The organism is Shewanella jiangmenensis (assembly GCF_018596335.1).
Taxonomy (GTDB): Bacteria; Pseudomonadota; Gammaproteobacteria; order Enterobacterales; family Shewanellaceae; genus Shewanella; species Shewanella jiangmenensis.
This window is the reverse complement of sequence record NZ_JAHEPS010000003.1, coordinates 61160-79711: the sequence shown is the minus strand read 5'-3', so window position 1 is coordinate 79711 and position 18552 is coordinate 61160. Positions and strand designations below refer to the sequence as shown.

The 18552-nt window shown below is 55.0% G+C and carries 18 protein-coding genes; 4 read left to right on the top strand and 14 right to left on the bottom strand.

Annotated elements, in window-relative coordinates; all coding sequences use genetic code 11:
- Positions 1–9 precede the first annotated feature (9 nt).
- From KJI95_RS09220 to KJI95_RS09205, 4 genes are all read left to right on the top strand, one after another.
- Positions 10–1722, top strand: a complete 1713-nt coding sequence (locus KJI95_RS09220) for an amidase (protein WP_214506903.1) — start codon at positions 10–12, stop codon at positions 1720–1722.
- Positions 1723–1921: 199 nt separating this feature from the next.
- Positions 1922–2170, top strand: a complete 249-nt coding sequence (locus KJI95_RS09215; RefSeq protein ID WP_214506902.1) for a hypothetical protein — start codon at positions 1922–1924, stop codon at positions 2168–2170.
- Positions 2171–2195: 25 nt separating this feature from the next.
- The gene (locus KJI95_RS09210) at positions 2196–3674 is read left to right on the top strand and encodes a helicase HerA-like domain-containing protein (RefSeq protein WP_214506901.1); all 1479 of its coding nucleotides are present in this window, start codon (positions 2196–2198) and stop codon (positions 3672–3674) included.
- A gap of 100 nt (positions 3675–3774) precedes the next feature.
- Complete coding sequence (locus KJI95_RS09205) at positions 3775–4146, top strand: hypothetical protein (protein WP_214506900.1); 372 nt, start codon at positions 3775–3777, stop codon at positions 4144–4146.
- Between the two features lie 103 nt (positions 4147–4249).
- On the opposite strand, the gene KJI95_RS09200 is transcribed toward KJI95_RS09205, so the two are convergent.
- The 14 genes from KJI95_RS09200 to KJI95_RS09135 form a co-directional block, all read right to left on the bottom strand.
- Complete coding sequence (locus tag KJI95_RS09200) at positions 4250–5557, bottom strand: tRNA/rRNA methyltransferase (RefSeq protein WP_349356720.1); 1308 nt, start codon at positions 5555–5557, stop codon at positions 4250–4252.
- A 142-nt stretch (positions 5558–5699) separates the two neighbouring features.
- A complete protein-coding gene (gene dinB / locus KJI95_RS09195) occupies positions 5700–6770 on the bottom strand; it encodes a DNA polymerase IV (RefSeq protein WP_214506899.1) in 1071 nt (356 codons plus the stop codon).
- A 144-nt stretch (positions 6771–6914) separates the two neighbouring features.
- Positions 6915–8912 carry a methyl-accepting chemotaxis protein gene (locus KJI95_RS09190; protein WP_214506898.1) on the bottom strand — a complete coding sequence of 666 codons (1998 nt, stop codon included), beginning with the start codon at positions 8910–8912 and terminating at the stop codon, positions 6915–6917.
- 260 nt (positions 8913–9172) lie between these two features.
- Positions 9173–9643: a bacterioferritin gene (bfr, locus tag KJI95_RS09185; RefSeq protein WP_214506897.1), complete on the bottom strand. Its 471-nt coding sequence runs from the start codon at positions 9641–9643 to the stop codon at positions 9173–9175.
- An 11-nt stretch (positions 9644–9654) separates the two neighbouring features.
- Complete coding sequence (bfr, locus tag KJI95_RS09180) at positions 9655–10125, bottom strand: bacterioferritin (protein WP_214507223.1); 471 nt, start codon at positions 10123–10125, stop codon at positions 9655–9657.
- A 143-nt stretch (positions 10126–10268) separates the two neighbouring features.
- Entirely contained in the window at positions 10269–11228 is a 960-nt protein-coding gene (locus KJI95_RS09175; RefSeq protein ID WP_214506896.1) for a GGDEF domain-containing protein, read from the bottom strand.
- Between the two features lie 110 nt (positions 11229–11338).
- Positions 11339–11560, bottom strand: coding sequence for a (Na+)-NQR maturation NqrM (gene nqrM / locus KJI95_RS09170; RefSeq protein WP_214506895.1), 222 nt, complete (start codon positions 11558–11560; stop codon positions 11339–11341).
- Positions 11561–11563: 3 nt separating this feature from the next.
- Positions 11564–12589: an FAD:protein FMN transferase gene (locus KJI95_RS09165; RefSeq protein ID WP_214506894.1), complete on the bottom strand. Its 1026-nt coding sequence runs from the start codon at positions 12587–12589 to the stop codon at positions 11564–11566.
- A gap of 56 nt (positions 12590–12645) precedes the next feature.
- Positions 12646–13878 (bottom strand): NADH:ubiquinone reductase (Na(+)-transporting) subunit F, encoded by a 1233-nt coding sequence (nqrF, locus tag KJI95_RS09160; protein ID WP_214506893.1) that lies wholly within the window; start codon positions 13876–13878, stop codon positions 12646–12648.
- Positions 13879–13927: 49 nt separating this feature from the next.
- Positions 13928–14536, bottom strand: coding sequence for an NADH:ubiquinone reductase (Na(+)-transporting) subunit E (gene nqrE / locus KJI95_RS09155; protein WP_214506892.1), 609 nt, complete (start codon positions 14534–14536; stop codon positions 13928–13930).
- A gap of 5 nt (positions 14537–14541) precedes the next feature.
- Positions 14542–15174, bottom strand: coding sequence for an NADH:ubiquinone reductase (Na(+)-transporting) subunit D (locus tag KJI95_RS09150; RefSeq protein WP_214506891.1), 633 nt, complete (start codon positions 15172–15174; stop codon positions 14542–14544).
- Complete coding sequence (locus KJI95_RS09145) at positions 15174–15971, bottom strand: Na(+)-translocating NADH-quinone reductase subunit C (RefSeq protein WP_214506890.1); 798 nt, start codon at positions 15969–15971, stop codon at positions 15174–15176. The genes KJI95_RS09150 and KJI95_RS09145 overlap by 1 nt, the downstream gene beginning before the upstream one ends.
- The gene (locus tag KJI95_RS09140; RefSeq protein ID WP_214506889.1) at positions 15964–17163 is read right to left on the bottom strand and encodes an NADH:ubiquinone reductase (Na(+)-transporting) subunit B; all 1200 of its coding nucleotides are present in this window, start codon (positions 17161–17163) and stop codon (positions 15964–15966) included. The genes KJI95_RS09145 and KJI95_RS09140 overlap by 8 nt, the downstream gene beginning before the upstream one ends.
- The gene (locus KJI95_RS09135; protein ID WP_214506888.1) at positions 17163–18497 is read right to left on the bottom strand and encodes a Na(+)-translocating NADH-quinone reductase subunit A; all 1335 of its coding nucleotides are present in this window, start codon (positions 18495–18497) and stop codon (positions 17163–17165) included. Before KJI95_RS09135 ends, KJI95_RS09140 begins: the two co-directional genes overlap by 1 nt.
- Positions 18498–18552: the final 55 nt, after the last annotated feature.

Genomic DNA, 18552 nt, shown 5'->3' with positions numbered 1-18552 from the left:
GTTAACCGTATGTTCGAAGTAACCGAAGTTTCCATTGCCGAGCTTCGCGCCGCGCTCGAGTCTGGCCGTACCACAGCGGTCGAGCTGGTTAAGGCCTATCTCGCCCGCATCGAAGCCTTTGATGGCCCGGACACGGCCACCAAACTGAACGCAGTCGTTGTGCACAACCCAGATGCGCTCAAAGAAGCCGAAGCCTCCGATGCGCGCCGCGCCCGTGGTGAGACCTTAAGCCCGCTCGATGGCATTCCCTACACCGCCAAAGACAGCTATCTGGTGAAAGGGCTCACCGCCGCCTCCGGCAGCCCGGCCTTTAAAGATTTGGTTGCCCAGCGCGATGCCTTCACTGTAGAGCGCCTTCGCGCCGCGGGCGCCATCTGCCTTGGCAAAACCAATATGCCGCCCATGGCCAATGGCGGCATGCAGCGCGGCGTGTATGGCCGCGCCGAAAGCCCCTACAACGGCGACTACCTGACCGCACCCTTTGCGTCAGGCTCATCCAATGGTGCCGGCACCGCCACTGCGGCCAGTTTCTGCGCCTTTGGTCTTGCCGAAGAAACATGGTCCAGCGGCCGCGGCCCTGCGTCCAACAACGGTCTGTGCGCCTATACCCCGTCCCGCGGCGTGATTTCCGTGCGCGGCAACTGGCCACTCACCCCCACCATGGACGTGGTCGTGCCCTACGCCCGCACCATGGCCGATTTGCTGGAAGTGCTGGATGTTGTGGTTGCCGACGATAAAGATACCCGCGGCGATCTGTGGCGCATGCAGCCCTGGGTGAGCATTCCCAAGGCCTCACAAGTGCGGCCCGAGTCCTATCTCGCCCTCGCCACTGGCGCTGAAAGCCTTAAAGGCAAGCGCTTTGGTGTGCCCAAGATGTTTATCAATAAGGATGAACTCGCCGGCACCAGCGAAAACCCAGGTATTGGCGGCCCGACCGGTCAGCGCATTCATACCCGCGATTCTGTGATTGCCCTGTGGGAGCAGGCCCGAGCGGCGCTCGAAGCCGCCGGCGCCGAAGTGATTGAAGTGGACTTCCCGCTCGTGTCCAACTGCGAAGGCGATCGCCCCGGCGCGCCAACCGTGTTCAATCGCGGCATAGTCAGCCCTGAGTTTTTGCACGACGAGCTGTGGGAGCTCTCCGGCTGGGCCTTCGATGACTTTTTGCGTGCCAATGGTGACCCCAAGCTCAATAAGCTTGAGGACGTGGATGGACCGAAGATTTTCCCCCATGACCCGGGCACACTGCCAAACCGCGAGGGAGACCTTGCCGCCGGTATGGATGAGTACGTCAACATGGCCAAGCGCGGCATCAAGCCGTGGAATGAGATTGCCACTGTGCCCGACGGCCTGCGCGGCCTTGAAAAGACCCGCAAGCTTGACCTTGAAGACTGGATGGATGCGCTTAAGCTTGATGCCGTGCTCTTCCCCACCGTGGCCGATGTGGGCCCTGCCGATGCCGATGTGAATCCGGCTTCTGCCGATATCGCCTGGAGCAACGGCGTTTGGGTCGCCAATGGCAACCTCGCCATCCGACACCTGGGCGTACCCACAGTGACAGTGCCCATGGGTGTGATGGCCGATATCGGTATGCCAGTGGGCCTGACCTTTGCTGGCCGCGCCTACGATGACAATGCGCTCCTCAGTGTCGCCTCGGCATTCGAAGCCACCGGCAGTAAGCGTAAAGTGCCGCCGCGCACCCCACCACTGGCACCTAAGGCCTGATAGGCTCAGGGCAACCGACTGATAGTCAATCAAAAGCCACCTCGCGGTGGCTTTTTGTTTTATGTAGTTTGATTCTTGATTGTTAATCCTTAATTTTTGAGTAAGGCCACAAGACCTGCCGCCACTTCTTTGGTATAACCTTAGAGCAAACAATGACCATCAGGGTTCTGGAAGGACACCCTGCACTCAAGGAAGACCCATGGCGTTAAAGCATCTGCCATTGCTATTTTCGGTACTGCTGCTGTCCGCCTGCAGCGCCAATCAGGCCAGCCAATTTGGCTGCGACTTCGTTAGCGGCAGCTACGAAAACACTAAAACCAATAACGACAACAGCAGCCAGCGAAGCTCCAGCAAAAGTCAGGATATCGCCGCAGGGTTTATCAGCACCATGATGAACAGCGCAATCAATGTTTTCACACAGGAGCCGTCCGACGGGGACTGCCTCTGAATCCGCAATACAGGGAGAGTAGTTAATGAGCCAAATTCTTCTCGGTGGTAATGGCACAGCGCAGGTTTCACTGATTGCCGCCATGGCCAACCGTCACGGTTTAATCGCCGGCGCCACCGGCACAGGCAAAACCATCAGCCTGCAGGTGCTGGCTGAATCCTTTTCCAATCTGGGCGTGCCCTGCTTCCTTGCCGACGTGAAAGGCGATTTGAGCGGCCTTGCCGCTGCGGGTAAAGCCAACGATAAAATCAACAGCCGCTGCCAGACCATAGGCATGGATGAGCCCGCCTATGGCGCCTGTCCGGCGGTGTTTTGGGATATTTACGGCACAGCCGGTCACAGTGCCCGCACCACCATCAGCGAGATGGGGCCGCTGCTGCTCTCAAGCCTGCTGGAACTTAACGACACCCAGACCGGCGTGCTTTACAGCTGCTTCGATTACGCCGATGACAAGGGCTTGTTGCTGCTCGATTTAAAAGACCTGCGCTCACTGCTTAATTTTATGGCCGAAAACGCCAAGGAGCTGTCGAGCGAGTATGGCAATATCAGCTCAGCCTCGGTTGGCGCTATTCAGCGCCGCTTGCTGGTGCTGGAAGAGCAAGGTGCCGAGCACTTTTTTGCCGAGCCGGCGCTCGAGCTTGCCGACTTGATGCAGCACGACTTTTCCGGCAAAGGCGTTATCAGCATTCTCGATGTCACCAAGCTTATCCATTCGGCGCCCAAGCTCTATGCCACGTTCCTTTTTTGGCTGCTGTCGGAGCTGTTCGAGCAGCTGCCCGAAGAAGGCGACGCCGACAAACCCAAACTGGTGCTGTTTTTCGATGAGGCGCACCTTCTGTTTAACGGCGCGCCCAAGGCATTGATTGAAAAGATTGAACAGGTGGTGCGGCTTATCCGCTCCAAGGGCGTTGGCGTATTCTTTATCAGCCAGAGCCCGATGGATATTCCGGAAAATATCCTCGGCCAGCTCGGTTGCCGCATCCAGCACGCACTGCGGGCCTTTACCCCCAAAGATCAAAAATCTATCCGCGCCGTGGCCGATAACTTTCGCGCCAATCCAAACTTCAAAACCGATGATGCCATCACCGAGCTTGCGGTCGGTGAAGCGCTGGTGTCTGTACTCGATGCCAAAGGCAGCCCGACCGTGGTAGAGCGGGTGCTGATGTGCCCGCCCGCCTCTCGTATTGGCCCGCTCACGGCCGATGAGCGCAAGGCGCTGATTGAGCGCTCACCGCTTAGGCAAAAATACGCTGCCGTCACCGACAGGGAATCGGCATTTGAGCTGCTGGCCAAGCGCCGTGAGCAGGTGGCAGCCGAAGAAGCAAAGGCCGAGGAAGACGCCAAGGCCGAAGCCGATGAGCGCAGCAAAGCCAAGGCAAATAAGCCTGCAGCCAAGCGCGGTGACACCCCGACCGAAGCCTTTTTCAAGACTCTGGCCCGCACCGTGGGCAGCAAGCTTGGACAGAGCCTGGTGCGCGGCATTTTAGGCTCGCTCAAGCGCTGAGTTTCAGGGAATTTTCAGCCATTGCCGCTAAGCTTCGCAGTGCCTTTCATGTAGCAACCCTGCTGCTTGGGGCACAGACGGCGGCAATGGGATTAACTGGATGATTATCGCGTATTTTTTAACGGCAATTGCCATCATCAAAATTTCACTGATGGGTTTTGGCAGTATTGCCCTGCTGGTCTCGGGTACCGCCTGGCTGGTTGCCAAAGCCGAGTTTACCGGGGTAAACAGCGCGCTTCGGCATAAGTTTGCCCGGGTGTTTGCCATGGGCGCCGCGCTGCATCTGCTGGTGTACGCCGGGCTTATCGCCAAGCTGTTTTTTATCGATGCGCTGGAGGACATTCCGGCATTTTTGCTAAGCCACCTGCTGATGCACCATGTGATGTGCGCCCTTATCGCCGGCGTGCTGACCTTGATGACGGTGAGCGTGTATCTGTTTCGCCAGCAGCAAAAACGCGAGCTGGCACTCTGAGCCAAACACAATAAAAAAGCGCCCGAGGGCGCTTTTTTATTGGTTTTGTATTGTGCGTTCATTGCGTTGTCATTGGGTTGGCAACCTAAAACGCAGCAAAGGCTCACAGCTGCTGGCGATACCACTCACCGAGGATAAGGCTTGCCGCCACGCTGACGTTCAGCGACTCAACAAGCCCCGAGCCAGGAATTTGCACGCCGATATCGGCGCGGCTTGCCACCGCCTTGGATACACCGTCCATCTCTTCGCCAAACACCACCACCACCTTGGCCGGCAGCTTGCTGGCGTACAGCGACTCACCGCCATGGCTTGAGGTGGTAATAATGGTATAACCCGCCTGACGACAGGCCTGCAGCGCATCGGTAAGGCGCGCGGTGCTGATGCCTTCCACGTGCTCCATGCCGCCCTCAGCGGTGCGGGCGGCGGCGCCGGATTGCAGCAAACCGGCTTCAGTCATCACTATGCCGGACACGCCAAAGTGGGCGCAGCTGCGCATAATGGCGCCAAGGTTGTGGGGATTGCCCACGCCATCCAGCGCCAGCAAACAGTCACGCTGCTTTTTCTGGCGTGCCAGATAAGCAAAAATATCCGCTACCGGCTTTTTGCGCACCACCATCACCACGCCGCCGTGGTGCTGGCTGCCGGCAATCCGCTCGAGCTCTTCTTCACCGACCACATGGTAGGCCTTGCGGGTCTTGGCGAGATGCTTCATCACATCGGCAAACTTGGGCGCCGTGGCTTCATCCAGATAGAGTTTCACCACATCATCGCGGCGATGTTTGAAGGTTTCACGGCAGGCATTGATACCATAGAGGCGGGTTTCATTGAGCCGCTGCTCTTTTTCATCAAAGCCTTTTGAAGGTCTGTCGGCAAACTCATCGACATCGCTGCGAGCTTGAGCGCCCCATGCCGTGCCTGCGCCGCGCTGGCTTTTGTCCTGCTTGGCGTAGTCGTGACGCTTGTGCTCGCGGCTCTTGTGTCCATGGTTTTTATACTCATGGCTTTTATGCTCATGGCGACCGTCTTCACGGCGATCATGTTCACGTTCGGCGCGGGGGGCGCCTGTGCGGTAGCCGTCGCTTCCGGGCTCAGCGCGCTGCGGCTTGTCGTAACGGGGTTTATCTGAGCCAGGTTTGTCGTAACGGGGCTTGTCGTGATGGCGACCATCAGCGCGCGCATCATCACGCTCATCCCGGCGATGGCTGCGCGGCTCATGCTGGCGCTGGCCTTTGCCGTCAATATCCTGCCTTGGCGGGCGTGCTGGCCGCGATGGACCGCGTTTGTCTTTGGCGAAATCATCTGAGTCATGGCTGCGGTTAGCCTGATGCTGGCTGCGGTTAGCCGAATGCTTATCGTGGCTGCGCTTGCCGCTGCCCTGCCCGTCTTTCGCCGAAAATCTGGATTTGTTCACGCTGTGCTCGCTTAAAGGATGCGGCCCGCTGGCCACAAAACGAAGCTATTTTAAGGCCGCAGCTCAATTGGAACAACCACAAGCACAGAACCTGCAAATAAAGACCCGGCCAAAGGCAGCAAACAGCAGGCCAAAACGCCTGTCAGGCCAATTCCAGCATCAGCTGCGGCGTATCTGCGTTCTCGGCTTGCGACTCAGCACTTAACCCGGCCGCTATGCCCACAAGACGGATCCCACGGCCCTCAGCGCGCAAATACGCCTGCGCAAGCAAAGACTCAAACAACCGCACCGAAGGCTCGTCGGCGCGGCTTTCAATGGTGGTTTGGCGAAAATCATCAAATTTAAGTTTCACCACCAACTTGTGAATACGTCGTCCGGCAGCGCTGCGGCCAAGGCGGCGATTAAGCTCAGGGATAAGGGTACACAGCACATCATGGCACTGAGCCTCAGTGTTAAGATCGCTCGCAAGCGTTGTCTCAACCCCAACGGATTTACGCTCGCGGTGCGGCTCGACTTCGCGCGGATCGCGGCCATGGGCGCGCTCATAAATCACGGCGCCGAATTTGCCAAAGTGACGGCTGAGCTCAGCCGCACTGAGCTGCTGCACATCCGCGCAGTAACTGAGCCCCATTTGTTTAAGCTTTTCGCCGGTCACCTTGCCAACCCCGGGGATTTTGCCAAGGGGCAGAGTGCGGACAAATTCGGCCAGCGTATCTGGCGTCACCACATATTGACCGTTGGGTTTATTCAAATCCGATGCAACCTTGGCGATGAATTTAACCGGCGCCACACCGGCCGAAGCGGTAAGGCCGGTTTCCCGCTCTATATCGGCGCGAATGGCGGCGGCAATACGGGTGGCAGAGCCCTGATACAGGCTGCAATCGCTGACATCCAGATAGGCTTCATCGAGGGAAAGCGGCTCAATTTTATCGGTGTAACGGCTGAAAATGGCGCGGATCTGCGCCGACACCGCTTTGTACACTTCCATCCGCCCCGGGCGCAATATCAGCCCCGGGCAGAGTTTGAGTGCGTAGGCAGTAGCCATGGCCGAGCGCACCCCAAAGGCACGGGCCTCGTAATTACAGGTACTTATCACCCCGCGCCGGTCGCGGCTGCCGCCAACGGCCATCGGCTTGCCCTTAAGTTCGGGAAAGTCGCGCATTTCGACTGCGGCAAAATAGCAGTCCATGTCGACGTGAATGATTTTGCGCATTGGCAACCTCGATTACTGTATATAAAAACAGTATCAAAGTTTGCGCCAATAAAAAAGCGCCCGCAGGCGCTTTTTTTGGCTGTCAGCACAGATAGCGTTCAAATTCGGAACTGGCCTAGCTCCTGAACAAGATCCTGAATTCGCCTAGATCCTGAACTGACCTATGTTGCGCGACAAGGCATGGGTCAACTGCTCGAAGGCGGCAAGGCTGCCCGAAAGCTCTTGACTCGCATGGTGCGACTCGTCCGACAGGCCGCGCACGGTTTCGACATTGTGGGCCACTTCTTCTGCCACCACCGCCTGCTGGCCCACGGCCACTGTGATGTCGGTGGTCTGCTGCATGATGGCATCAATCGCCTGGGTGATGGCACTCAGCGATGCCTGCACCTCGTTGGTAAGCTCCTGACCACGTCTGGCATCGGCCACACCGGCTTCCATTACCGAGGCGGCTTCGAGCGCTCCCTGCTGCAGCTGCTGAATGATGCCCTGAATGTTGGCGGTGGAATCCTGGGTGCGCGACGCCAGCGTGCGCACTTCATCGGCCACCACCGCAAAGCCACGGCCCTGCTCACCGGCGCGGGCAGCTTCAATGGCAGCGTTGAGCGCGAGCAGGTTGGTCTGCTCGGCGATACTGCGAATAACGCTCAAGACCTCACCGATTTTCTCCGAGCTGGCACGCAGCTCGCCGATAACGCCCGCCGCTTCAACAACGCGGCCGGAGAGGGTTTCAATGCCTCGGGTGGCTTCGGTAACGATGCGTTTGCTGTCGCCAGCCTGTGACTGGGCCTTTTCGGCAAAGTCAGCAGTGCGCTGGGCGCTGGCTGCCATTTCCTGACTGGTGTGCGCCATTTCGGTGGCCGCCGCCGCAACCGAGTCGATTTGTGCCTTCTGGCGGGAAACGGCGCCTACGGCGACATCACAAATCTTACGCGCTTCGGCGATGCCATCGTCCACATCGCGGGTCAAATCACGGGTTTGCAGCAACATCTGCTGCACCTTGGCGGCAAAGCGGTTAAAGGCCTCGGCCATTTTGCCAAGCTCGTCTTCACGCTCAATCTCAATCCGGCGCGACAAATCGCCTTCGCCGCGGGCCATGTCTTCCATGGCACCCAGCAGGGAGGCAATCTGGCGGCGCAGTGGCAGCAGCAACAGCCACACGGTCACACCAACCAGTAAAATAATGCCGATGGCCATGAAACTGGCATTCCAGAATGCCTCATGCACCGGGGCCTCAATCACCTCGTGGGGCAACATAAAGGCGAGATGCCATTTTTGTTTGGGGTAATCGCCGGACACTTCAACAAAGGCAACCCGCTGACGTTCTCCCTTATACTCGACATCGGCAAAACCTGTGGCCTGACGCTTCATCAGTGCACCAAGCTCACTGAAACCTTCGCTGCCGTTGCGGTCAACTTCGCTGATAAGGGAGCCTGGCGGAAAGCTGCTGTTAAAGCCCGGGAAATACACCAGCTTGCCGCCGTCAGTCATCAAAAACGCCTGACCGGCACCCTGATATTTGATGGGCGAGAGTAAATTTTTGCCTATGGTGTCGATAAGAATATCCATGCCACCAATCCCGATAAACTGGCCGTTGGCGCCATAAACCGGGGTTTTGACCGTGGCAGAGATGGAGCCGTCTTTGGCATCCACCGCTGGATCGCCAACGAACAGGCCGCCCTTGTCTATCGCTTCCTGCCACCAGGGGCGCTTGTTGGTGTAATAGTCAGGATCGTCATCGTGGCGGCCGTTGAGATCGAAATACTCAAAGGTGTTGGCCGAGCCGAGAAATACCGATTTGATGTCAGCGTCCTGATTTGAGAAATAGCGGAAGTAGCGCACGATATTTTGATACTGCTTGTCGGCGCTGATATCCCCGCCCCTGTCATTGTACGTGGCGAACCACTCAAGCAGGCTGGGCTCGGCAAAAATCGAGTGGATCACCTGGCCCTTGGCGAGGAAATAACCGCGGATCTCGCGGCTTTTCAGCTCCATCAGGGCGTTGATGTCTTCGTCTATGGTTTGGCGGGTGGTTTGGCTGGCGGAATTAACCAGAACAGTTGCCACTAATGCCAGCAGTATCGCGAGCGCACCCACCAGGGTGAGCACCAGCTGCAGGCTCAGTGAACGTTTGATGTGTCCCATGGAAATACCCTTTGCATTTATTGTTGTTGGGCTGAACGGCCTCCAAATCTAACAACATTCATGCAAAGACACCAAGAATTATTCAATGAAATTAACTAAATAAGCGATAACAGTAGCCAAGTTGGTCAATTGCTCGAAAAAACTGAAATAAACTGCGCGCTTTTTACTCAAAACTTAAGGGTTGAAGGTGGCATGGGAGTCAAAGCAAGGTTCGTACAACTGAAAATAGCCATACGAACCATAGGGTTGAAACACTTTACTCAAGACATTTTGGATTGGAGATAATTGGGCAGGCCAATCATCTTAATCAAGTTCAGCTGCTTTTCGAGCCAGTACAGATGGTCATCTTCGGTTTCATCCAGAAGCTGAACAAGCAGCTCACGGGTGACGTAATCCCCCTTCTGCTCACAGAGGCTGATCACGGTTTTAAGGTGAGCCGCAACCTTGTTTTCATAGGCCAGATCGTTTTTCAGCATCTCTTCGACATTACTGCCTATGGTGAGCTTTTCGCGGCTCGCCACATCCGGAGTGCCCTCGAGAAACAGAATACGCGACACCAGCTTGGCGGCATGCTCACGCTCATCGTCCGACTCGTGGGCTATGCGCTCATAAAGCTCATTCAGGCCCCAATCTTCGTACATGCGGGCGTGCACAAAGTACTGATCCATGGCTGAAAGCTCACCGGTGAGCAAACTGTTCAGCGCGTCTATCACTTCCTGATTGCCTTTCATGATGCGCTCCTTCAGTCATCCATCTGAGATTGAAGATAATTTTGAATGCCGGTCAGGCGGATAAGTTCGAACTGAGACTCGAGCCAGTCGAGGTGTTCTTCTTCATCTTCGAGGATATCTTCAAGAATATCGCGGCTGACATAGTCCTGTGAGGCTTCACAGTCAGCAATGGCGGCTCGCAGCAGCACCAACTGCTCTTCGAGCATGGTTTTGTCGCAGCTCAGCATCTCCTGTGCATGTTCGCCGATGCGAAGCTTGCCGAGCGCCTGCAAGTTGGGTAATCCTTCGAGAAACAACACCCGCTCGATAAGCTTGTCGGCGTGCTTCATGTCTTCGATGGATTTTTTGTAATCTTTGCTGTTGAGTTTCTCAAGCCCCCAGTTTTTAAACATACGGGCGTGCAGAAAATATTGGTTGATAGCGGTAAGCTCAGCAGTCAACACCTTGTTGAGATGGCTCACCACGTTGGCATGGCCTTTCATAAGTCGTTGTCCCAGGTTGGTGAAAATTTGATCCATATCAAAATCCAAACCTAGTACAAAAAGAGCGCATAAGCAAATTTTTGTTCTATTTCAACAACATACAAAAGACAATTATTCTCATTGCGTTTACGCTTATCGGTGGATTAAAACAGCTCGATATCATCGTCGATATGGGGCGGCAGCATGTCGCCCTGCTGAATTAGCTGATGATAAAAGGCCCAGCGATTACGACCGTTTTCCTTGGCAAAATACAAGGCTTTATCGGCTTTCATCATCACAGATGCGGGGTTGTCTTCAAGGTTTAAGGCGGCAATGCCAATGGAGAGGGTCACTGGACCTATCTTCTCATGATAAATAGTTGCGGCCTGCTGCAGTAACTGCCTGCACAGCACTTCGACCTCATGTTGGGACTTGTTATCGAGCAGCACCACAAACTCATCGCCGCCAAAACGAAACTGTGCGTCATCACTCCCAAAACACTCGCGCATGATCCGACTGAGCTTAAGCAGCACTTCATCTCCGTAGAGATGGCCGAGGGTATCGTTGATTTTCTTAAAAAAGTCGATGTCGAAGGTCAAAATCCAGAAATAAGGCGCCCGGCGGGTTTCATTGCGGATACAGGTAAACATGTGAAACAACCTGGCATCGTAGGCTTTGCGATTTAAAAGTCCTGTGAGGCTGTCGGTCTGGCTGTCCTGCACCACTCGGGCGAAGTTTTCATAGATCCGTGAAAAGGCCCTCAGCATGGTGATTTGGGCTTCATCCGGCTCAATATCATTAATAAGGAGCACCTTTACCACGACATCATTCATTTTTATGGGCAGCGCTACCTTGCAGGGGGTTGTCAGCTCACACAGGATCACCTCGCCCCGCTCGACACAGGCCTGCACGCAAGGCGGCAGCGGCGACAGGCCGAGGGCAAAGCCGCTGGAAGACATCATTTGCGGAAAATGAGGCACATCGCCAACGTTGATAACGGCGACCTGATCGACGCCCATGGTTTGCTCTATGGTTTCTATCAGGCTGCTTGCCAATGACTGCAGCTGCCGCTGCTCAGTGATGGAGGCGACAGAATTGAGAAGATGCTCGGGCGCTGAACTCATGGCCGCTCCTTCCAGTAGAAGTAAAGCCCGTTGCCACTGAGTATAGTCAAAGCACAGAAAGGGGAAAAAACATCAGGGCCCCATGGGAGCCCTGATGATGAAAATCCGTATCAGATTATCCGGTCTTTGGTGAGCTTTTCCTTGCGCGCCTCTTCGGCCATCTTGGCCTTGCGCTTGTCGCAGGGGTCGTCGCAATCACAGGCTTTTTCAATGCCAAGGACACCGAGGCCACCACAACTGCCGGCAACAGCCTTTTTCTTGATGATGTAGCCAATGCTCATCAATAAGAAAAACACCATCAACACTGCAAACGCCGCGATAAAGGTACTCATACATCACTCCTGAGTGGACTTAACAAAGGGCAGGAAGGCATCGCTGTAGTGTACCACAAACTGCTCCCCTTGTTTTTCTATCAGCATTATCGCCAGTTGTTCCCGTTTGGCAAGCGCCAGTGACGCTTCGGAGCCAAGTACCATCATGGCGGTGGCAAGACCATCGGCGGTCATACAGCTGGGATGCAGCACGGTGACAGACGCCAGAGTATGGGCAATGGGATAGCCGGTTCTGGGGTCGATAAGGTGAGAGAATCGTTTGCCGTTCTCCTCAAAATAATTGCGATAGTCACCAGAGGTCGCCATGCCCATGGTGCCGGGCTCAACCACTTCAGACACAGCGCGGCCGTCGGTCACCGGTTTTTCGATGGCGATACGCCAGGCGCTGCCATCGGCCTTGGTGCCCTTGACTCTAAGCTCACCGCCAATCTCGACCAAGTAGCCGCTGGGGTGGTATTTCTCGAGCAGCTCTGCAATCACATCCACACCAAAGCCTTTGGCAATGGAGGATAAATCCACATAAAGCTCGGCGTTGTGCTTGGTTAACTTAAGGCCTTCAATGCTGATGTGCTCAATGCCGGTGCGAAGCTTCGCCGCCGCAATTTCAGCGTCAGTCGGAGAATGGGTTGGGCGCTTATCCGGGCCAAAGCCCCAGATATTCACCAGGGGGCCGAGGGTGATGTCAAGCGCGCCGCCGGTCATCCGGTGCAGGCGCATACCTTCCTCAATCACCTTGACTGTGTCGGCCGATACCTCAATGCCCTGCTCCGGCGACAGCTGATTAAAGCGGCTCAGCTCCGAGTCCGGGCGATAGGTCGACATCTGGTCGTTCACCCGCTCCAGCGCGACATCAATTTCAGCCTGCAGCGCCTTGGCGTCTGGCAAACCGGGGACCGGAACCACTTTGATGTTATAGGTGGTGCCCATGGTGCTGCCGGACAGCGCAATCACATCAGGTGCTTTGGAACACGCTGAAATGAAAAAGGCCAGTCCGACAAGGACCAGCCAGTTTGAAAAGGTCTTTTTCATTGGGACCTGCATATCTGTTAATAGTTGGCCCCCGGACAAGCCGGGGGCCAATTCCCTTAACCGCCGAAGTCGTCCAACAAAATGTTGTCGTCTTCAACACCGAGATCTTTGAGCATGGCGATTACCGCCGCGTTCATCATTGGAGGTCCACACATGTAGAACTCGCAATCCTCTGGTGCTTCGTGGTCTTTCAGGTAGTTCTCGTACAGAACGTTGTGGATGAAGCCGGTGTAGCCGGTCCAGTTGTCCTCAGGCTGAGGATCGGACAGAGCAACGTGCCAAACGAAGTTATCGTTTTCGGCAGCCAGACCGTCAAAGTCTTCCACATAGAACATTTCGCGCTTGGAACGGGCACCGTACCAGAAGCTCATCTTACGCTTGCTCTTCAGACGCTTGAGCTGGTCGAAAATGTGCGAGCGCATTGGCGCCATACCGGCACCACCACCGATGAACACCATTTCGGCATCGGTGTCTTTCGCGAAGAACTCACCGAATGGACCAGAGATGGTGACCTTGTCGCCGGCCTTCAGGCTCCAGATGTACGAAGACATCTTGCCGCATGGCAGGCTCAGGTTACGTGGTGGAGGCGTAGCGATACGCACGTTCAGCATGATGATACCGAACTCTTCCGGATAGTTGGCCATGGAGTAAGCACGGATAGTCGGCTCATCTACCTTGGACTCCAGCTTGAAGAAGCCGAAGTGGTTCCAGTCACCGCGATATTTCTCAGGAATATCGAACTCGGCATATTTCACATGGTGCGCAGGCGCTTCAATCTGGATGTAACCACCGGCACGGAACGGTACTGATTCGCCATCAGGGATGGCCAGCTTGAGTTCCTTGATGAAGGTTGCCTTGTTATCGTTGGAGATAACAGTACATTCCCACTTCTTGATACCGAAGATTTCTTCTTCCAGTTCAATCTCCATGTCGGTCTTTACGTTAACCTGACATGCCAGACGACAGCCTTGCTTGGCTTCACCTTTAGAGATGTGATCCAGTTCGGTTGGCAGAATGTCGCCGCCACCGGCAGTCACGTGCACGCGGCACTGACCACAGGAACCACCGCCACCACAGGCAGACGATACGAAGATGCCCTGGTTGGCAAGCACGCCCAGCAGCTTACCGCCGGCAGCCGTTTTGATAGCCTTGCTTGGGTCATGGTTGATGCTGATGGTGATGTCACCGCTCGATACCAGTTTGGATTTGGCGAACAGGATCACCAGAACCAATACCAGTACGATGGCAGTAAACATGCCCACGCCCAGAAAAATATCTAAATTTTCCATTAATTTATCCTTAGAGGGCCTCTAGAAAACAGCCCTCTTGAGGTGCCCCTTACAGGGACACACCTGAGAACGACATGAAACCCAGAGCCATCAGACCGGCGGTGATAAAGGTGATCCCCAGACCACGCAGACCATCGGGTACATCGGCGTACTTCATCTTCTCACGGATACCTGCCAGCAATACGATGGCCAGCGCCCAACCGATACCGGAACCGATACCGTACACCAGAGATTCCGGCAGGTTGTACTCACGCTCAACCATGAAGGACACGGCACCGAAAATCGCACAGTTCACAGTGATCAGTGGCAGGAAGATACCCAGCGCGTTGTACAGCGGCGGGAAGTACTTATCCAGAGCCATCTCGAGGATCTGTACCAGAGCTGCAATCACACCGATGAAGGTGATGAAGTTCAGGAAGCTAAGATCTGCCTCAGGCAGACCCGCCCATGCCAGCGCGCCAGGCGCCAGAATGCTCTGATAAATGATCTGGTTGGCAGGCACAGAAATGGCCAGCACCACGATTACCGCAATACCCAGACCCATGGCAGTTTTGACCTTCTTGGACACCGCCAGGAAAGTACACATACCAAGGAAGAAGGACAGTGCCATGTTTTCAATGAAAACAGAGCGGATTAAAAGACTGATATAATGTTCCATTGTCCTTATCCTTTTGCTTCAACTTGCTCAGGCTTGTAGGTGCGGATGATCCAGATCAGGATACCGATCAGGAAGAACGCACTTGGCGGCAGCAGCAGCAAACCGTTAGGCACATACCAGCCACCATCGGAAACCTTGGACAGGATTTCCACGCCAAACAGAGAGCCGTTACCCAGCAGTTCGCGGACAAAGCCAACAGACATCAGGATAACGCCATAGCCCAGACCGTTACCGATACCGTCCATAAAGCTCATCATCGGAGGAGTCTTCATAGCGTAGGCTTCGGCGCGGCCCATCACGATACAGTTGGTGATGATAAGGCCCACGAACACCGACAGCTGCTTGGCCACATCGTACGCATAAGCACGCAGGATTTGGTCAACCACGATTACCAGAGAGGCGATAATCGCCATCTGCACGATAATACGCACGCTGCTTGGAATGTGGTTACGGATCATGGAGATGAACAGGTTCGAGAACGCAGTTACTGCGGTCAGAGCCAGGGTCATTACCAGGGCAGTTTCCAGCTTACTGGTTACTGCGAGCGCACTACACACACCCAGAACCTGAAGGGCAATGGGGTTGTTGCTAATCAGAGGTCCAGTAAGAACCTTCTTCAGTTCATTGGCGTTGGACATTAACTCAAGCCTCCGTTACGCGCCTTCTCGATGAAAGCCGCAAAACCTTCTTTACCCAGCCAGAATGTCAGAGAGTGTTGAACACCGTTACTGGTCAGGGTTGCGCCAGAGAGGGCGTCAACACCGTGAACAGAAGCGGCAACGGCAGGGTTTTTGGTCACGCTGATGGCCAGGTTGCCCTGCTCATCGTACAGTTTCTTACCGTGCCACAGAGACATCCACTTAGGATTCTGCACTTCGCCACCCAGACCAGGGGTTTCACCTGAACCGGTAAAGGCGTAATAAACCAGTGACTGAACAGTGTTCATGTCAGGGTCTAGTGCCAGGAAAGCGAACATGGTAGACCACAGACCATAACCCTTGATTGGCAGGATCACAGTTTTAATGGCCCCGGCATCGTCACGGATGAGGTAAACCACAGCCTGATTAGGCACACGCTTGATAGAAGCGATGTCGTTCTCTGGCTTGGAAGAGGTTTTTGGATCGCGGCTTACTTTTTCCTGATCGAAAGTATTGCCATCCACACCTTCTACAAACTCACCGGTCTTCAGGTCGATAACGCGAGCCTGAACGTACTTCTCGTAAGTAGCCAGCACGTCAGCCTTGCTCAGATTACCTGATTTGGTATCGATGAGGTTGGCGGCTTCCAGAATGTATTTTTGCTTATCCAGCAGTTTGTTTTCCTGCTGGGTTGGGCGCAGAACCACGGCGGCAGTCGATACGAAGATCGAGCACACCAAGCACAGGCCAACAACGATAAACAGCGTTCTTGCGAACGAATCTTTATTATTAGCCACGGGCAATCCTCCGCTTGATATTTGCCTGTACCACGAAATGGTCGAACAGTGGCGCAAACAGGTTGGCAAACAGAATGGCCAACATCATACCTTCAGGGAACGCAGGGTTGATCACACGAATGAACACCGCCATGGCACCGATCAGGATACCGTAGGCCCACTTGGCCTGGTTGGTGAAAGAGGCAGACACAGGGTCAGTGGCCATGAACATCATACCGAAGGCAAAGCCACCCAGAACCAGGTGCCAGTACCATGGCATGGCGAACATTGGGTTGGTGTCAGAACCGATAACGTTCAGCAGGGTCGATACGGCAACCATACCTACCATAACACCACCCACGATGCGCCAGGACGCAATACGGGTATAGATGATGACCAAACCGCCGAGCAGAATTGCCAGAGTCGATACTTCACCCACAGAACCTGGGATAAAGCCGAAGAAGGCATTCCACCAATCCTGGTTCAGACCATACTCCAGCGTGCCGCTGGCAGCCTGGCTCAGGTGAGTTGCACCAGAGAAACCGTCAGCCACAACCCAGCTGGTGTCACCAGACATGTTCAGCGGATAGGCAAAGAACAGGAAGGCACGACCGGCCAGTGCAGGGTTAAGGAAGTTACGTCCGGTACCACCGAACACTTCTTTTGCAACCACCACACCGAAGGTGATACCCAGCGCAACCATCCACAATGGGATAGTGGCAGGCAGCGTCAGGGCGAACAGGATAGAAGTCACGAAGAAGCCTTCGTTTACTTCGTGGCCGCGCACCATGGCAAACAGCACTTCCCAGATGCCACCGACCACGAAGGTTACGGCATAAATAGGCAGGAAGAAACAGGCGCCATACCACATCAGGGTGGCCCAACCGGCATCCGCAGTCAGCTCAGTGCCGAGGATACCAAACAGGCTAACCTGCCATACGTCAGGCGTGGCAAAACCGGCGGCCAGCGCCAGCTGAGCCTGCAGGCCCACGTTGTACATACCAACAAACATCGCCGGGAAGGCACAGGCCCACACGGTGATCATCATACGCTTCAGATCGAGGTTATCGCGAACGTGGGTCTTGCCCTTGTTCACCAGACCTGGCGTATAGAAAATAGTGGCGGCCGCTTCATACAGGGCGTACCACTTTTCGTATTTACCGCCTTTTTCAAATTGCGGTTCAATACGCTCAAGAAAATCTTTCAAGCTCATCAGCCTTCCCTCTCTACCGTATCCAGGCAGCTGCGCAGATAGAAACCGTAGTCATACTTGCCTGGGCACACAAAGGTACACAGTGCCAAATCTTCTTCATCCAGCTCCAGTGCACCCAAACTGATTGCACCGTCGATGTCGCCGGAAACCAGATCACGCAGCAGCATGGTAGGCAGAATGTCCAGCGGCATTACACGTTCGAAGCTGCCGATAGGCACCATGGCGCGGTCCGAACCACCGGTGCTGGTCGTCATCTTGAACAGACGGCTTGGCGACAGGTGACCGAGGAAGGCGCGGGTGATAGAAAACTTGTCAGAACCGGGCAGGATCCAGCCGATGAACTCTTTCTCTGTGCCTTCTTCCAGCAGGCTGACCTGCAGGTGATAACGACCCAGATAGGCATGTACACCAGTCGCAGCGCGACCGTTCAATACAGAGCCGGAGATCTTGCGAACCACGCCAGGCTGGCTTTCGCCGCTGGTCAGGGTTTCGATGCTGGCACCAAGCTGGGTGCGTACCAAACGTGGCTTAACCGCCATAGGACCGGCGATGGAGATCACGCGGTTGCTGTTAAGTTCACCTGTGGTGAACAGCTGGCCGATAGCGATAACGTCCTGGTAGCCAACATGCCACACAGTACGGTTCACAGACGCAGGCAGAATAAAGTGGATATGAGTACCGGCCAAACCGGCTGGGTGTTTACCACCAAACTCATGCACTTCGGCGTTAGCGGCCGGGATGTCTGCGCCTGGGGCTTTACACAGATAAACCTTACCCTCAGTCAGCTTTGCCAGCACTTTCAGGCCATTGGCAAAGTCTTCTTTATGCTCGCGGATCACCAGAACGGGATCAGCAGCATGGGGGTTGGTATCAATAGCGGTCACAAAAATACCTGCAGCAGAGCTGTCTACTGCTGGCACTTTGCTGAAAGGACGGGTCCGCAGTGCGGTCCACAGGCCTGACTCGATGAGGTTACTGCGAACCTGATCGTTGCTCAGAGCATCCAACTGCGTCGCATCGAACTTGGCGAACGCAACGGCATCGTTACCCTCGACTTCGATCACCACAGACTGGAGGACGCGCTTTGCACCCCGGTTTATTTCAGTAACAGTACCACTGGCCGAAGCCGTATATTTAACGCCAGGATTCTTTTTATCTTCAAAGATCACCTGACCCTTGGCTACCTTGTCGCCTACCTTAACTCTCATGGTAGGGCGCATGCCAATATACTCTTCACCCAATGTAGCTACGTGTTTAATGGCTGGGCCATCATGGATAACTTGCTCTGGACCACCCGCTATGGGCAAATCCAATCCTTTCTTAATTGTAATCATATCCACATGCACTACGTTTGAAGGAAAGACAAAGCGCCGCGTTCCTGCGGGGCAC

Coding starts and splice junctions, on each gene's coding strand:
- KJI95_RS09205 (WP_214506900.1), top strand. CDS start 3,775: ATGATTATCGCGTATTTTTTAACGGCAATTGCCATCATCAAAATTTCA.
- KJI95_RS09215 (WP_214506902.1), top strand. CDS start 1,922: ATGGCGTTAAAGCATCTGCCATTGCTATTTTCGGTACTGCTGCTGTCC.
- bfr (WP_214507223.1), bottom strand. CDS start 10,125: ATGAAAGGCCATGCCAACGTGGTGAGCCATCTCAACAAGGTGTTGACT.
- KJI95_RS09165 (WP_214506894.1), bottom strand. CDS start 12,589: ATGAAAAAGACCTTTTCAAACTGGCTGGTCCTTGTCGGACTGGCCTTT.
- nqrF (WP_214506893.1), bottom strand. CDS start 13,878: ATGGAAAATTTAGATATTTTTCTGGGCGTGGGCATGTTTACTGCCATC.
- bfr (WP_214506897.1), bottom strand. CDS start 9,643: ATGAAAGGCAATCAGGAAGTGATAGACGCGCTGAACAGTTTGCTCACC.
- KJI95_RS09135 (WP_214506888.1), bottom strand. CDS start 18,497: ATGATTACAATTAAGAAAGGATTGGATTTGCCCATAGCGGGTGGTCCA.
- KJI95_RS09220 (WP_214506903.1), top strand. CDS start 10: ATGTTCGAAGTAACCGAAGTTTCCATTGCCGAGCTTCGCGCCGCGCTC.
- KJI95_RS09210 (WP_214506901.1), top strand. CDS start 2,196: ATGAGCCAAATTCTTCTCGGTGGTAATGGCACAGCGCAGGTTTCACTG.
- nqrM (WP_214506895.1), bottom strand. CDS start 11,560: ATGAGTACCTTTATCGCGGCGTTTGCAGTGTTGATGGTGTTTTTCTTA.
- KJI95_RS09140 (WP_214506889.1), bottom strand. CDS start 17,163: ATGAGCTTGAAAGATTTTCTTGAGCGTATTGAACCGCAATTTGAAAAA.
- KJI95_RS09175 (WP_214506896.1), bottom strand. CDS start 11,228: ATGAGTTCAGCGCCCGAGCATCTTCTCAATTCTGTCGCCTCCATCACT.
- nqrE (WP_214506892.1), bottom strand. CDS start 14,536: ATGGAACATTATATCAGTCTTTTAATCCGCTCTGTTTTCATTGAAAAC.
- KJI95_RS09190 (WP_214506898.1), bottom strand. CDS start 8,912: ATGGGACACATCAAACGTTCACTGAGCCTGCAGCTGGTGCTCACCCTG.
- dinB (WP_214506899.1), bottom strand. CDS start 6,770: ATGCGCAAAATCATTCACGTCGACATGGACTGCTATTTTGCCGCAGTC.
- KJI95_RS09150 (WP_214506891.1), bottom strand. CDS start 15,174: ATGTCCAACGCCAATGAACTGAAGAAGGTTCTTACTGGACCTCTGATT.